Source organism: Nakamurella antarctica (assembly GCF_003860405.1).
GTDB lineage: Bacteria > Actinomycetota > Actinomycetes > Mycobacteriales > Nakamurellaceae > Nakamurella > Nakamurella antarctica.
In genome coordinates this window covers 1,515,787-1,530,556 of sequence record NZ_CP034170.1, presented here as the reverse complement: position 1 = coordinate 1,530,556, position 14,770 = coordinate 1,515,787, and the positions used below count along the sequence as shown (strand labels likewise).

The window sequence follows — 14,770 nt, the reverse complement described above, 5'->3', positions numbered from 1 at the left end:
ATGACGGATCTTCCCGGTCGAGGAAAAGCTTGGTGAGAGGGAGCGGCTGCAAGATTTTCAGCCTCGCACCTCAGGCGCATTTCTTTGGACGCCCTACTATCGGATGACAGAATGGTATAGCTAGAGTAGCTTCTCTGGGTCAACGAAGACTGGAAATCACATGATGGCGCACAGCACAGCCGAAGCGAACGTCACCAGCACGCAGACCCAGGACACATTGCCTGACGAATACGTCCAGTTGATCAGCGCGGTGCGAGACTTTGCCCGCCAGAGCGTCGCACCCGTTTCCGCCGCACACGATGCCGCCCACACCTTCCCCTACGGGCTTGTCGAGGGTATGGCCGACATGGGTCTGTTCGGTTTACCTTTTCCTGAGGAGTACGGCGGGATGGGTGGTAACTACTTCGCTTTGTGCTTGGCATTGGAGGAACTGGCCAAAGTCGACCAAAGTGTTGCCATCACGCTGGAGGCGGCAGTGAGCCTGGGCGCCATGCCGGTGTTCCATTTCGGTACCGAAGAGCAAAAGCAGCAGTGGCTTCCGGATCTCACAGCCGGCCGCAAGCTTGCAGCGTTTGGGTTGACAGAACCCGACGCGGGCACCGATGCCAGCGGCACCCGCACCACGGCTGTTCGCGCTGGCGAGGAGTGGGTGATCAACGGCAGCAAACAGTTCATCACCAACTCTGGAACTCTCATCACCAGCCTCATCACGGTTACTGCCGTCACCGGCATCAAAGACAATGGTCGTAAAGCCATCTCGAGCTTCCTCGTGCCAGCTGGCACCGCGGGCTTGACAGTGGAGAGCGCCTACAACAAAGTCGGGTGGAACGCGTCGGATACCCACCCGTTGAGCTTGGTCGACGTCCACCTCCCGCGAGAGAACCTTCTGGGCACAGAGGGTTCGGGCTACTCACAGTTCCTCCGCATCTTGGACGAGGGTCGCATTGCCATCGCGGCGATCGGGGTCGGGGCAGCCCAAGGCTGCGTCAACGAGAGCGTTACCTACGCGAAGCAGCGCTCTGCCTTTGGCAAACCGATCGGCGAAAACCAAGCAATATCCTTCAAAATCGCGCGAATGCAAGTGCGAGCACACGTGGCAAGAACGGCGTACTACGACGCTGCGGCGCGCATGCTGGCTGGCAAACCGTTCAAAACCCAGGCCAGCATCGCCAAGCTCGTGGCCAGCGAAGCGGCTATGGACAACGCTCGGGATGCCACTCAGATCTTCGGGGGCTACGGTTTCATGAACGAGTACTCCGTAGCCCGCCACTACCGAGACAGCAAAATACTGGAGATCGGCGAAGGAACCAGTGAGGTGCAATTGATGCTGATTGCCAGAGGGTTTGGACTGTGACGGGCCAGAATCCGACCAGCAAAGTCGTTCAGCAGCGCGGACTCTGGTTTGACGAGTTTGAACTGGGCACCGTGTATGAGCACCGCCCCGGACGCACGTTGACGGAATCGGACAACGTCAGTTTCACCACGATGACGATGAACATGCAGGCACTGCATCTCGATGCGGCGTACAGCGCGAATGCCGAACCCTTCCATCAGCGGCTCGTGAACTCGATGCTGACCCTCTCGACGCTGATTGGCCTTTCGGTGGCGCAGCTGACGCAGGGAACTTTGGTGGCGAACCTGGGCTTTACTGACATCACCTTCCCCGCCCCGGTCTTCATCGGCGACACGTTGTACGCGGAAACACTTGTCACGGGGAGGCGGGAGTCCCAGTCGCGACCCGGGGAAGGCATTGTGACCCTCGTGCACACTGGGCGCAATCAACACCACGACGTGGTCGCTACTGCGACGCGCCAGACGCTGGTCAGGATGCGCCCGCAATGACGTGGCTACCGCCTGGGCCGGCGTGGCTGTTTTGCCCAGCCGACCGCCCAGAGCGCTACGACAAAGCCTCGCGGGCAGCAGATGTCGTGATCCTTGATCTCGAAGATGCGGTAACCTCCGCTGCCAAATCGGCCGCTCGGCAGATGTTGATCGACCACCCGCAGGACCCGGAACGCACGGTGATTCGGGTTAATCCCGCGTCCGGCCCCGAACACCTCCTCGATCTCCAGGCACTGCGGCGCACGGGGTATCGGCGCATCATGTTGCCCAAATGCGAATCACCCCAACAGCTATCAAGACTGGCCGAGTACGAGGTGGTGATTCTGATTGAATCCGCCCTGGGCGCCATCACTGTCACCGAATCGGTGCAAGCCGCCCCGGTGATCGGCGTGATGTGGGGCGCAGAAGACTTGATCGTATCGCTGGGCGGCACCTCCAGCAGAGGTGTAGGCGGCAGCTATCGCGACGTCGCCCAGAATGTCCGCAGCGCATCGTTGTTGGCGGCCAAGGCCTTTGGCCACTTTGCCCTTGACTCAGTCGTGTTAGACATTGCCGATCTGGAAACCTTGGCCGCAGAATCGGAGGACGCGGTGGCATCCGGCTTCGACGGCAAAGTCGCCATCCATCCGAGGCAGGTAGAAACCATTCGTCAGCAATTCGCGCCGACGGATGCACAGCTGGGCTGGGCACGCAGGGTGTTGGCCTCCGCTGCCACAGAACGCGGGGTGTTCACCTTCGAGGGTGCCATGATCGACGCACCGATCCTGCGGCAGGCGGAGTCCGTGCTGCGTCGAGCCAGCAAGTGAGCTTCTCGACTGCGCGCGGTGGACATCAGACAAGGTGGCGTGAGCATCGCGGGCCAGCTCAGGAATACTCACTCAGATGAACGAATCCGGCGCACTCCGCTCTCGCGGGATCCAACGCATTGCTGATCCGAGGGTGTGGGGAACCATCATCGGCGCCGCGGGGGCGACAGTGTTTGTGATCACCAGCCGGGGCGTACTGGCCGAGCCGTGGCCACTGATTGCCATCCTGGCGTGGGCCGCAGCCGCCCTGGCTTATGTCGCGTGTGTTTTCGCCGTATCTCGCACGTTTGCGGCGATCGAAATGGTCGGCGCCGCAGCGGGGTTCGTGTACTTGGCCAGCGTCGCCGGAATGCTGGTAGTGATCCGACTGGGAACCCTCGCGTTAGACCACGCGGGAAAGTCCGACCTGCGTCCGGCCCTGATTGTCCTAGCCGTGGGATTGCACTTCATTCCTTTTGCCGCAGCCTTCCACACCCCCATGTTTACGCTGCTCGGAGGCGTGATGGGAGTGCTCGGATCAGTAGGGTTGGCGCTTGGGTGGGTGTGGGGGGAACCGGCGGCTGCGGCCACAGCGGTCACCAGCGGGGTGGTTATGCTCGTCGTTATCGCCGCAGACGCCGCTCGCGGAGCGGGCGTAAAGGGCGGACAAGACCGCAGTATGCGTGATCGCTAACTGACTTTTAGGAAGTCCAGCAATGTCTGCGCACTCAAAGCTGAGGCGGGCACGAACTTACGTTGAGCCGGCAAGGAACGCCCACGTACGACGCCCGGAATTGCCGCCACGAGAGCCTCAATCTTTGAGCTTCCCGCCTGGTCGCCGTCATCGACGATCAACGTGGGAGCCGTGATGGCACTCACCGCGGCCCACCATCTTTTGTCTGTCTGGCAAAGCTCCGCCAAAAACGACCGGGCCCGGGACAACCCGGAAATATTATGGCGAATCCGGCCGCGTCGCAGCGTGGCCCCGGCGCCGCTGATGGCCATCCCGGGCGCCATTTTCAACTTCTCGTGCGGCCCCGACGCGGGCGGCAACGTGGGACTGTCAAGCACCAATCGGCTGACCAACTCGGGGTAACGGGCGGCCACACTCAAGGCCAGGTAGCCGCCAAACCCGCGACCCACTATGTCTACTGGTCCGTCAAATAGCTTGCACATCGCCGCGGCAACATGGTCGACGCACGAGGCTAGTCCTTGATCTCGCACGGCGTCGCTATGTCCGCAGCCGGGGAGGTCAATGGCGACAAATTCGTGCCCGGCCGATACCAGTGGACTGGAGAGTTCGGCGAACCAACCCACCGAGGACCCCAGGTCGTGCAGCATCAGCACCGAGGGACCGGTGCCGTTGGAATAGACCCGCACACTGAGTTCGTCGATGAATATCTCGTGTACCGCATTGAAGGTGGCCATCATCTGCAAGCTATCGCACTGTGATCTATTTCGCACGGCGGGGTCGGACTTAAGAAATTTGTGCGGGGCCGTACGGTGGCTCTATGAGCGCAATACCAGGCCACATGACGCCCGAACAGTTTCGCGAACAGGGCTACGCCGTGATCGATTGGATCACCTCCTACCAACAGCGGGTGGAGTCGTTTCCCGTCCGCTCGCCTGCACGGCCCGGCGATATCGCTGGGTCCTTGCCCCTCGAGATTCCCACCGGCGGGCAAGATATTGGGGCGTTGCTCTCGGATATTGACGCGTTCGTGATGCCGGGAATCACGCACTGGCAGCACCCGTCTTTTTTTGCCTACTTTCCGGCGAACGCCTCCGGCCCGGCCATCCTTGGGGATCTCATCGCCTCCGGGCTCGGCGTGCAGGGAATGGTGTGGGCGACCAGTCCGGCAGCAACGGAGGTGGAAACCCGGGTTCTCGACTGGCTGGCCCAAATGCTTGACCTGCCGACATGTTTTCACTCAAGCAGCGCGGGCGGCGGCGTCATCCAGGACACCGCATCGACAGCAGTCCTGACCGCTCTCGTCGCGGCGCTGCACCGAGCGAGTCACGGCCAAATCCGTGCGGCCGGCTTCGATCGCCGGTATACCGTGTACAGCTCAGAGCAAGCCCATTCCTCCGTTGCCAAAGCGGTCACCATCGCGGGGGTCGGGGCAGCGAACCTCCGCAAAATCCGGACCAGTTCGCCCGGCGGCCCGATGGATGTCGACGCTCTCGCAGCGGCCATCAGGGCCGACGTCGAGGCTGGTGCCGTGCCAGCATTCATCGTAAGCGCCGTTGGAACCACCGGTACCGGAGCCATCGACCCGACCGTCGAGATCGCTAGGGTCGCGCGGGAGTGCGGCGCGTGGTTGCATGTCGATGCGGCGTGGGCTGGCGTGGCCACCGTCGCCCCGGAGTATCGCGCCGAACTCAACGCTGGCTTGGAGTTCGCAGATTCCTACGCAACGAATCCGCACAAGTGGCTGCTTACCAATTTCGACTGCGACACGTTTTACGTCGCCGACAGGCGATCCCTCACGGACGCACTTGCCGAAAACCCCGAATACTTGCGCACAGGAGAGTCCGATGCTGGCAGCGTTATCGACTATCGGGATTGGCATATTCAGTTAGGGCGTCGGTTCCGGGCGCTGAAGCTGTGGTCCGTCATGCGGCACTACGGAGCGGCTGGCCTCGCCGAGCACATCCGCTACACCGTCGCGCTCACCGACCGATTAGCGAATCGTCTCCGTGCTGACGATCGATTTGTTGTGACACACCAACAGCTTTCGCTACTCTGCTTCCACCTCGCCGACCCCGACCCGGTTCGTGGCAGCGCCAACACCCTGGCGTTGATGCACGCCATCAACCAGTCCGGTCTCGCCTACCTCTCCCACACCGTCATTGCGGATCGCGCGCTGATCAGGGTGTCTGTTGGTACGCCGACGACAACGGAGGCACACATGGATCAGCTCTACGCCGAACTCAGCGCTGGGTTTACGTCGCCACCGGGCCGGACGGTGTGATCTGAGATCCACTGGGATGAATGGGTTTTGACGGGGCTGGGTGAACTTCACGCAGCGGGGCTGGCGCCCGAACCGAGGCGTCGGCGCCAGAGCGATCGGCCCCGGCGAATGAGGTAGGCGCACCCCAGCCCAGCAAAAACGATCGGGGTGCCAACCGGCCACATGGCGGCGCCGACGGGCAGCAGGGTCAACGCCTCGAGCCCGATGATGGAGCCAACGCCGAAATAGAGGGCGGTACAGAGGCAGCTATCGCACCGCCACTATCCCGCCACGCCCTGACTCACCACCCATCACCGCAGCCGAACAAGGCCTTCCTGCATGACGGTAGCAAGGAGGTTGCCGCTCTCGTCGAAGAAATGGCCAGCGCCCATCCCCCGGGAGCCGGAAGCGCTGGGTGAGTTGATGTCGTAGAGCAACCACTGATCGACCGTAACCGGGCGGTGGAACCACATCGCATGGTCGAGCGAGGCCATCTGCAGCCGCTCGTCTTTCGGGGCGATGCCATGGTTGACCAAAATAGCGTCCAACAGGGTCAGGTCAGAAAGGTAGGCCAACAGGCAGACATGGAGAAGGCTATCGGCGGGAAGATCGCCGTCTGCTCGAAACCACATTTGGCTGTGACCACCTGGCCGCGCATCGCGCGACGCGGCCGACCACGGCGGCTCGGTGACATACCGCAGATCGAATGGGCGCGGCACTTTTCCCCATGGCCCCATCCCCTCGGCCTCGGCGACGCGCTGAGCAAGCGTCGGGAGAGTCAGCGGTGCTGGCACAGCGGGAGCTTGCGCCGCATGATCAAGGCCACCTTCGTCAACCTGAAACGACGCCGACATCGCGAAGATCGGCTGACCATGCTGGATAGCTACGACGCGCCGGGTGCTGAATGAACGTCCGTCGCGGGTCCGCTCGACCTCGTACAGGATGGGCGATGCGGTATCACCCGCCCGCATGAAGTAGGCGTGGAGTGAATGCACCCGCCGATCAGCCGGCACGGTTCGCCCAGCTGCCACCAGAGCTTGGCTGGCGACCTGACCACCGAACACTCTGGCACGAGTACCACCCCTGGGTGAATGACCGCGAAAGATATTCTCCTCGATCTTCTCCAAATCCAGCAGTGCTACCAAGCCATTGAGCACAGCCTGGCCACGCGGGATTCCGTCGGTGTCATATTCCATTTCAGGAGCGCTAGTCACGTTTTTCACCCTAGTTCAGTCAGTGTGATGATGCTTCTCGACAAGCACCCTGGCCTTAGAAGCACCATGCCTTTGAAGCACCATGGCCTTACAAACAGCACCGCCCGCATCTGAGGTGAGTCAGACACGGGCGGCGTGAGTACATCTTGATCAGGCGTGATCCTTCTCGCCAATGCGATGAACCCGGATCAGGTTTGTCGACCCCGAGGTGTTGGGCGGTGATCCAGCGACGATCACCACTTGGTCGCCGATGTTGAAACCTGGGATCTTGACCAAGGCCTCATCCACCAGATCAACCATCAGATCGGTGCTATCCACTGCGGGGACGAGGAAAGCCTCTACGCCCCACACCAAGGAGAGCTGCGAGCGGGTCGAAACCAGCGGGGTGAAAGCCAACAACGGAAGGCGAGTGTGCAAACGGGCCAACCGCTTCGCGGTGTCGCCGCTCTGCGTGAAGGTCACCAGTGCCTTCGCGTTGAGCCGCTCGCCGATATCGCGGGCGGCGAAGGAGAGGATTCCCCGCTTGGTCCGCGGCACGTGGGTCAACGCGGGCACCACGACCGACTCCTGCTCGACGGCCTCGATAATTCGGGCCATGGTGCGGACAGTGATGAAGGGGAACTTTCCGACCGATGTCTCACCGGAGAGCATCAACGCGTCGGCGCCATCGAGTACGGCGTTGGCCACATCCGAGGCCTCGGCGCGCGTGGGGCGCGAGTGGTCAATCATCGAATCGAGCATCTGGGTAGCGACAATGACCGGCTTGGCATTTTCGCGCGCAATCTGGACCGCACGCTTTTGCACCAACGGCACCTGCTCCAGCGGCAACTCCACGCCCAAATCGCCGCGAGCGACCATCACACCGTCAAAGGCAAGAACGATCGCTTCCAAGTTGGCGACAGCTTCGGGCTTTTCAATTTTTGCGATAACGGGGAGGCGAGGCGCACCCACTTCGTCCATCACCTGATGAACCAGATCTATGTCAGCCGGTGAGCGAACGAAGGACAGAGCAATGAAATCGACGCCCAACTTCAGGGCGAATTTCAGGTCGTCAATGTCTTTCTCGCTCATGGCGGGTACGGATACGTTCATGCCTGGGAGGGACAGTCCCTTGTTGTTGGAGACCTCGCCCCCTTCCACCACAGTGCAGATCACGTCATTGCCCTCGACGTCGACGACAACGAGGCCTACTTTGCCGTCGTCAATGAGGAGCCTGTCCCCGGGGCGGGCATCGTTAGCCAGCCCTTTGTACGTGGTGGAGACGCGGTCGTGGGTTCCGACAACATCGTCGACCGTGATGGCTACCTTTTCGCCATTGGCCCACATGACGGGGCCATTCTCGAATCGACCCAATCGGATTTTGGGGCCCTGCAGATCCGCGAGGATACCGACCGGCTTTCCGGTCGCTTCTGCTGCTGCTCGGACGTGGTGATAGACCTTTTCATGATCTTCGTAGTCACCGTGACTGAAGTTCATTCGGGCGACATTCATACCCGCATCTACGAGATTGGCAATGGCCTCAGCCGAAGAAGTGGCGGGCCCAAGGGTGCAAACAATTTTTGCGCGACGTTCCATTCAGTCCACTGTACTGGGTTACTGAACCGATTCTGTCACCAGAATCACTCATCCCGATTTGACATATCTCACTGTCCCACCTGCCTTCTTGTGCCGATCAGCGCAAGGCTGCCGCGGTGGGCGCCACCGGGTCCGGCAGCGCCGAGCCTCCGGTCAAATAGACGTCAACGGCAGCGGCCGCGCTGCGTCCTTCGGCAATGGCCCAGACGATGAGAGACTGGCCGCGACCCGCGTCGCCGGCCACAAAAACACCGGGCACGCTCGTCATATAGCTCTCATCCCGGTGAATAACGCCGCGAGCATTCAGGGCGACTCCGAGCTCGGCCAGTAGGCCAGGAGTTTCCGGGCCCGTGAAACCCAGAGCTATCAGCACCAAGTCTGCCTCGAGCACGGTGTCACTGCCTTCCAGCGGAATGAACCCGCCCGGAATCCGCTGACCTTCCACCAAATGAATGCCGGTGACCGCGCCGTCAGTGCCTTGGAACGTCGTGGAGTTCACCCCGAAGATTCGCGACCCGCCCTCTTCGTGCGCGGCAGAAGTGCGCAGCATCAACGGGTACTGAGGCCACGGCGTTGACGGATCGCGTGTTGCAGGCGGTTCGCCGTGAATATCGAGCTGACGAACGGAGGCTGCGCCCTGGCGCAGCGCCGTCCCGTAGCAGTCGGCTCCGGTGTCGCCGCCGCCAATGATCACCACGTTTTTGCCCTTGGCATCGATGGTCAGCTCCTGCAGGCTGCCTTCAAGTAATTTGTTCGCCTCCACCAGGTACTCCATCGCCGGGTAGATACCGCGCATTCCGCGGCCATCGACCTCGAGCTCGCGAGCAACAGTGCAACCGTTGGCCAGAATGACAGCGTCAAAGTTCGCCAGCAGCTCTTCCGTGGGAAGGTCCACCCCCACGTTGCAGTGCGCGATAAACCGAACCCCCTCGGCCTTCATCTGCTCCAACCGGGCGTCCAAGACCGCGCGTTCCATCTTGAACTCGGGAATGCCATAGCGCATCAAACCGCCGACGCGGCCATCACGTTCAAAAACCGTCACTTGGTGGCCAGCGCGAGCAAGCTGTTGCGCGGCAGCGAGTCCGGCGGGGCCAGAACCGATGACCGCCACCTTGTGGTCGGTACTTACCCGGGCAGGCCGCGGCCGCAGTCCCCCGTTGGCCACCGCCCGGTCTGCGATCTCCTGTTCCACCAATTTGATGGCCACCGGATCGTCGCCGATCCCCAGCACGCACGAGCCCTCGCAGGGCGCCGGGCACAGCCGACCGGTGACCTCGGGAAAGTTGTTGGTCGCGTGTAACCGATCTGCCGCGTCCTCCCAACGCCCCAAGCGCACCAGTTCATTCCATTCCGGGATCAAGTTTCCCAGGGGGCAACCCGAGTGACAGAACGGGACACCGCAGTCCATACAACGAGCTGCTTGTTTCCTCGTGCCGTCAGAGCTGAATGGTTCGTAGACCTCGTTCCAATCGCGCAGGCGCAGCGGCACTGGGCGACGCACCGGCGTAGTCCGGCCGAACTTCAGGAAACCGCTGGGATCAGCCACGGGAAGCCTCCATGATCAAATTATCGGCATCAACGCCTTTATCAGCGGCCTCGGCTCGCAGTTCCAGCACGCGACGGTAATCCCGAGGCATCACCCGGCAGAACCGCTCCGCGGAATCGGGCCAAAAATCCAGGATCTCAGCAGCGACCCGGGAGCCGGTCAGCGCGATATGTGTGCTGAGAACGTCACCCAGCCACACTATTTCGTCGGCCTCCAACGGCTCCGTTGCTACCAGTTCCCGGTTGATCTTGTGCATATCCGGATCCAACAGATAGGCAATACCACCGCTCATTCCGGCAGCAACATTTCTGCCGGTTGGGCCCAAAATCACCGCGCGACCACCCGTCATGTATTCGCAAGCATGATCGCCGGTGCCTTCGACCACCAGTAGAGCGCCGGAGTTTCGAACGCCAAACCTCTCGCCGACCAAACCCCGCATGTACAGCTCGCCGGAGGTCGCCCCGTAGGCAATGGTGTTGCCGCCGATCACATGTCGGGCATCCGTTCCGGTCCGCGGCGCGTTCGGGTGGGGCCTGACCACGATGCGGCCCCCGGAAAGCCCTTTACCCACATAGTCATTTGCATCACCTACCAGGGTGATCGTGATTCCGGCTGGCAAAAACGCACCCAGGGATTGCCCTGCGGTGCCCGTGAACTTGACGTTGATCGTGTGGTCAGGAAGGCCGTCTATCCAACGCTTCGTCACTTCCGATCCGAGCATGGTGCCAGCGGTTCTGTTGATGTTGCGGATCGGGAGGTCGATGCGAACCGGGCTTCCATCCTCCAATGCCTGCGCCGCCAGTTCAATGAGCGTGGCGTCGAGGGAGTGGGACAGGTCGTGCTGCGCAGGGTTCGTCGCTGACAGTGGGCTATCGACCTGCGGGATGTGCAGCAACGGCGTGAGGTCGAGGCCGCCGGCTCGATGATGCGCCACAGCAGTGCTGGTATCGAGCAGTTCAGCGTGCCCCACTGCTTCGTCGATGCTGCGGAAACCCAAGGCCGCCAGGTACTCTCGGACCTGTTCGGCGAGGTAGAGGAAGAATGTTTCGACGAATTCAGGAGTGCCCGTGTATCGCTGCCGCAGCACCGGGTTCTGGGTTGCCACACCGACAGGACACGTGTCGAGGTGGCAGACCCGCATCATCACGCAGCCGGCCACCACAAGCGGCGCCGTCGAGAATCCGAACTCCTCGGCGCCCAACAGCATTGCCACGACCACATCGCGGCCTGTTTTAAGACCGCCGTCCACCTGCACCCGTACCTGCGCCCGGAGCTTGTTGAGCCGCAGGGTCTGTTGGGTCTCGGCCAGGCCCAGCTCCCACGGCTGACCAGTGTGTTTGAGCGAGGTTAACGGTGCGGCGCCGGTTCCCCCGTCGTAACCAGCCACGATCACCGCGTCGGCATGTGCCTTGGTGACCCCCGCTGCCACGGTGCCAACCCCTGGCTCGGAGACAAGCTTGACCGACACCCGGGCTGCAGGATTGGCATTGCGCACATCGTGGATGAGCTGCTTGAGATCCTCGATGGAATAAATATCGTGGTGCGGCGGCGGCGAGATTAGTCCGACACCGGTGGTGGCGTGCCTCGTCGCGGCAATCCAGGGGTAGACCTTATGGCCCGGAAGCTGACCGCCCTCCCCCGGCTTTGCGCCCTGAGCCATCTTGAGTTGAATCTCCTCTGCGTTGACGAGGTAGGCGCTCGTCACGCCGAATCTGCCGGACGCCACCTGCTTGATGGCAGAGCGCCTCTCGGGGTCGAGCAGACGGGCTACATCCTCGCCGCCCTCGCCGGTGTTGGACTTGCCGCCGAGGCGGTTCATCGCAATAGCGAGGGTCTCGTGGGCTTCTGCTGAGATCGAACCGTACGACATGGCGCCGGTGACAAACCGTTTCACGATTTCTGCGGCCGACTCCACCTCTTCCAGCGGAACAGCCTGCACCGCTTCGGTTTTGAGCGAGAACATTCCGCGAAGCGTGCCGCCTTCGACGGAGAGTTTGTCCACAGCATCGGTATAGCGACGGAAGATCGATTCTTGCTTGGACCGCGTCGCGTGCTGAAGCAGGTAGACCGTCTCCGGGTTGAACAGGTGTAGTTCGCCTTCGCGACGCCACTGGTAGTCGCCGCCCACTGCCAGGCCGCGGTGCTCCCTGGAGGCCTCGTTGGCCTCGAAGGCGATGCGATGGCGGGACGCTACATCTTCGGCCAGCACCGCAAGTCCCGACCCACCGGTCGGCGACGAAGTGCCGGTGAAATAGTCGTCCAGTACCTCTTTGTCCAGGCCGAATGCGGCAAATACCTGAGCGCCCGTGTAGGACGCGACCGTAGAAATCCCCATCTTGGACATCACTTTGAGGACACCTTTGGAAAGCGCATACACGGTGTTCTTAATCGCTTTCGAGGGCGTGACCCCGCCCAAAAGACCCTGCCGCGCAAGATCTTCCGCTGTTTCCAGCGTCAGGTAAGGGTTGACCGCGGCGGCGCCGAAACCGATCAGCAGCGCCACATGGTGTACCTCGCGCGCGTCTCCGCTCTCCACGACCAACCCGACCTTCGTCCTGGTCTTGCCGCGGACGAGGTGCTGATGGATTGCAGAGGTCAGGAGCAACGAAGGGATCGGTGCGTGCGAAGCGTCAGCGTCTCGGTCGGACAGCACCAGGATTCGCGCTCCATTAGCCACCGCGGCGTCGGCATCGTTGCGGCAATTCTCCAATGCAGCCGCCAGAGCCTGCCCACCGCCATCTACCGCGTACAGGCCGGAGATAACGCTCGAGGCCAATCCGGGCAAGTTCCCCTCGGAGTTAATGCCGATAATTTTGCCAAGCTCGGCGTTGCTAATCACCGGATACGGAAGGGTGACCTGCCGGGCGGAAGCTGGACCGGGGTCCAACAAATTGCCCTCAGGCCCCAACATGGCACCCATCGAGGTCACCACCTGTTCCCGAACCGCGTCCAGAGGCGGGTTGGTGACCTGTGCAAACAACTGGGAGAAATAATCGAAAATTAAACGGTGCCGGGTGGACAGCACCGCTTCGGGGGTGTCCGTCCCCATCGAGCCGATAGCTTCGGCGCCGCTGGCTGCCATCGGCGTGATCAGTACGCGAAGATCTTCTTCGGTATAACCAAATATTTGCTGGCGCCGCAGCACCGCCTCGTGGGCCGGTGCATCACGCTCGCGCTGCGGCAGATCGTGAAGGTCGATGATGCCCGCATGCACCCATTCGCGATACGGGTGTTCTTTAGCCAGTGAGCCCTTAACTTCGGCATCGTCCAAGATTCGCCCTGCGACAGTGTCGATTAAGAACATCCGGCCGGGCTGCAAACGCCCACGCTCAATCACCCGCTCCGGGTCAATCGGCAGCACGCCCGCTTCCGAAGCCAGCACCACCGTGTCGTCATCGGTGAGCCACCACCGTCCCGGACGAAGGCCGTTACGGTCGAGTACGGCGCCGAGCAGGGTGCCGTCAGTAAACGTGACGCAGGCGGGGCCATCCCACGGCTCCATCATGCACGCGTGAAACTCCGCAAAACCTTTGACGTCGCTATCCAGATAAGGGTTGTTCTCCCACGCCTCGGGCACCATCATCAGCACCGCGTGGGGCAGCGAGCGACCAGCCAGGTGCAGTAACTCCAGAACCTCGTCGAAGGAGGCCGAATCCGAACCACCGTCGGTACAAATGGGGTAGATACGGCTGAGGTCGCCGGGAATGAGGTCGGTTTCCAGCAGCGCCTCCCTGGCCCGCATCCAGTTGCGGTTTCCACGGACGGTGTTGATCTCACCGTTATGCGCGATGTAGCGGAACGGGTGCGCCAGAGGCCAGGCCGGGAATGTGTTGGTGGAGAAGCGCGAATGCACAATGGCAATCGCGCTCTCCATCCGTACGTCGGTGATATCGGGGAAAAACGCCGGCAACTGCTCGGTCGTCAACATGCCTTTATAGGTGATGGTGCGGCTGGAAAGTGACGGGAAATAGATGCCCGCACCAGCGGCCTCGCTGAGGTGCTCAATTCGCTTACGGGCGGGAAAGACCAATCGGTCAAGGTCAATACCGGTGGGGCGGGTGCCGTCCGCGCGCTGCGGCGCCGCGATAAATAACTGCTCAAACGCTGGCATGACGTCAAGCGCCATTTGCCCCACGCCGGCCGATTTGGGAACCGTCGGGACCAGGCGCCAGCCCAATAGATCCAAACCTTCGTCTGCAAGCACCTCGGCGACGATTTGCTTGGCCGCCGCTTTCGCCCCGGTCTCGCGGGGCAGGAAGGCGATACCGGCGGCGAACGCACAGCCCTGGCTCCCCGCGGCTGCGACCGGAAGGTCGAAGTCGACTACCGCACGGAACAGTTCTTCGGGTATCTGAATGAGGATGCCGGCTCCGTCGCCGACCGCCGGATCGGCACCCGCCGCGCCGCGGTGGTCCAAGTTGATCAGAGCGGTAATGCCGTCAGCCACTATGCGATGACTGCGGCGACCCTTGATATCCGCGACCGCCGCGACTCCGCAGGAGTCTTGTTCCAGTGTTGGGTCGTACAGGCCCTGGGGGCCGGGGATTGCCGAGAAAAGCACGGCGCACCTCCCGTCGTCGTCGGCACTCGCCTTCCGCTCAAGGATCTGGCGGTCGAAACCGGAAGAGCCATCAACAGCGCACAGTGCAGTGGGCGCTACTGAAAAATACGTTGACCGCTAGGTCACCCGCAGAATTCAGCAACGGCGGCATTGGCCAAGACCACGACAAGGATGAGTTTCTCGCCGACGCCATTGGCACACCATCGAGGTCGAGCGCGACAGGATCAGCTGTGCGTCGTCCTTGGGCAGCAGTAAATTCTTATGCAGCAAATCAATCAGGACGACGGTGGCCT

Annotated in this window: 10 protein-coding genes; 5 read left to right on the top strand and 5 right to left on the bottom strand. The window is 61.8% G+C overall.

Annotated elements, in window-relative coordinates:
- The first annotated feature begins 163 nt into the window (after nucleotides 1–163).
- From EH165_RS06720 to EH165_RS06705, 4 genes are all read left to right on the top strand, one after another.
- Nucleotides 164–1,354 carry an acyl-CoA dehydrogenase family protein gene (locus EH165_RS06720; RefSeq protein WP_124800359.1) on the top strand — a complete coding sequence of 397 codons (1,191 nt, stop codon included), beginning with the start codon at nucleotides 164–166 and terminating at the stop codon, nucleotides 1,352–1,354.
- Nucleotides 1,351–1,842 (top strand): MaoC family dehydratase, encoded by a 492-nt coding sequence (locus tag EH165_RS06715; protein WP_124798704.1) that lies wholly within the window; start codon nucleotides 1,351–1,353, stop codon nucleotides 1,840–1,842. Before EH165_RS06720 ends, EH165_RS06715 begins: the two co-directional genes overlap by 4 nt.
- Nucleotides 1,839–2,648, top strand: coding sequence for an HpcH/HpaI aldolase/citrate lyase family protein (locus tag EH165_RS06710; protein ID WP_124798702.1), 810 nt, complete (start codon nucleotides 1,839–1,841; stop codon nucleotides 2,646–2,648). Before EH165_RS06715 ends, EH165_RS06710 begins: the two co-directional genes overlap by 4 nt.
- Nucleotides 2,649–2,724: 76 nt before the next feature.
- The gene (locus EH165_RS06705) at nucleotides 2,725–3,321 is read left to right on the top strand and encodes a hypothetical protein (protein ID WP_124798700.1); all 597 of its coding nucleotides are present in this window, start codon (nucleotides 2,725–2,727) and stop codon (nucleotides 3,319–3,321) included.
- On the opposite strand, the gene EH165_RS06700 is transcribed toward EH165_RS06705, so the two are convergent.
- Nucleotides 3,318–4,055, bottom strand: a complete 738-nt coding sequence (locus tag EH165_RS06700) for an alpha/beta fold hydrolase (protein ID WP_164479142.1) — start codon at nucleotides 4,053–4,055, stop codon at nucleotides 3,318–3,320. The two genes, EH165_RS06705 and EH165_RS06700, sit on opposite strands and share 4 nt — an antisense overlap.
- A gap of 83 nt (nucleotides 4,056–4,138) precedes the next feature.
- Here EH165_RS06700 and EH165_RS06695 point away from each other — a divergent pair, with 83 nt between their 5' ends.
- Nucleotides 4,139–5,602, top strand: coding sequence for a pyridoxal-dependent decarboxylase (locus EH165_RS06695; protein ID WP_206426142.1), 1,464 nt, complete (start codon nucleotides 4,139–4,141; stop codon nucleotides 5,600–5,602).
- A 290-nt stretch (nucleotides 5,603–5,892) separates the two neighbouring features.
- On the opposite strand, the gene EH165_RS06690 is transcribed toward EH165_RS06695, so the two are convergent.
- The 4 genes from EH165_RS06690 to gltB form a co-directional block, all read right to left on the bottom strand.
- Nucleotides 5,893–6,777, bottom strand: a complete 885-nt coding sequence (locus EH165_RS06690) for an acyl-CoA thioesterase (RefSeq protein WP_124800357.1) — start codon at nucleotides 6,775–6,777, stop codon at nucleotides 5,893–5,895.
- A gap of 168 nt (nucleotides 6,778–6,945) precedes the next feature.
- Nucleotides 6,946–8,370, bottom strand: coding sequence for a pyruvate kinase (gene pyk, locus EH165_RS06685; RefSeq protein WP_124798696.1), 1,425 nt, complete (start codon nucleotides 8,368–8,370; stop codon nucleotides 6,946–6,948).
- A 97-nt stretch (nucleotides 8,371–8,467) separates the two neighbouring features.
- Complete coding sequence (locus EH165_RS06680) at nucleotides 8,468–9,916, bottom strand: glutamate synthase subunit beta (RefSeq protein WP_124798694.1); 1,449 nt, start codon at nucleotides 9,914–9,916, stop codon at nucleotides 8,468–8,470.
- Nucleotides 9,909–14,477 carry a glutamate synthase large subunit gene (gene gltB / locus EH165_RS06675; protein WP_124798692.1) on the bottom strand — a complete coding sequence of 1,523 codons (4,569 nt, stop codon included), beginning with the start codon at nucleotides 14,475–14,477 and terminating at the stop codon, nucleotides 9,909–9,911. Before gltB ends, EH165_RS06680 begins: the two co-directional genes overlap by 8 nt.
- Nucleotides 14,478–14,770 lie beyond the last annotated feature (293 nt).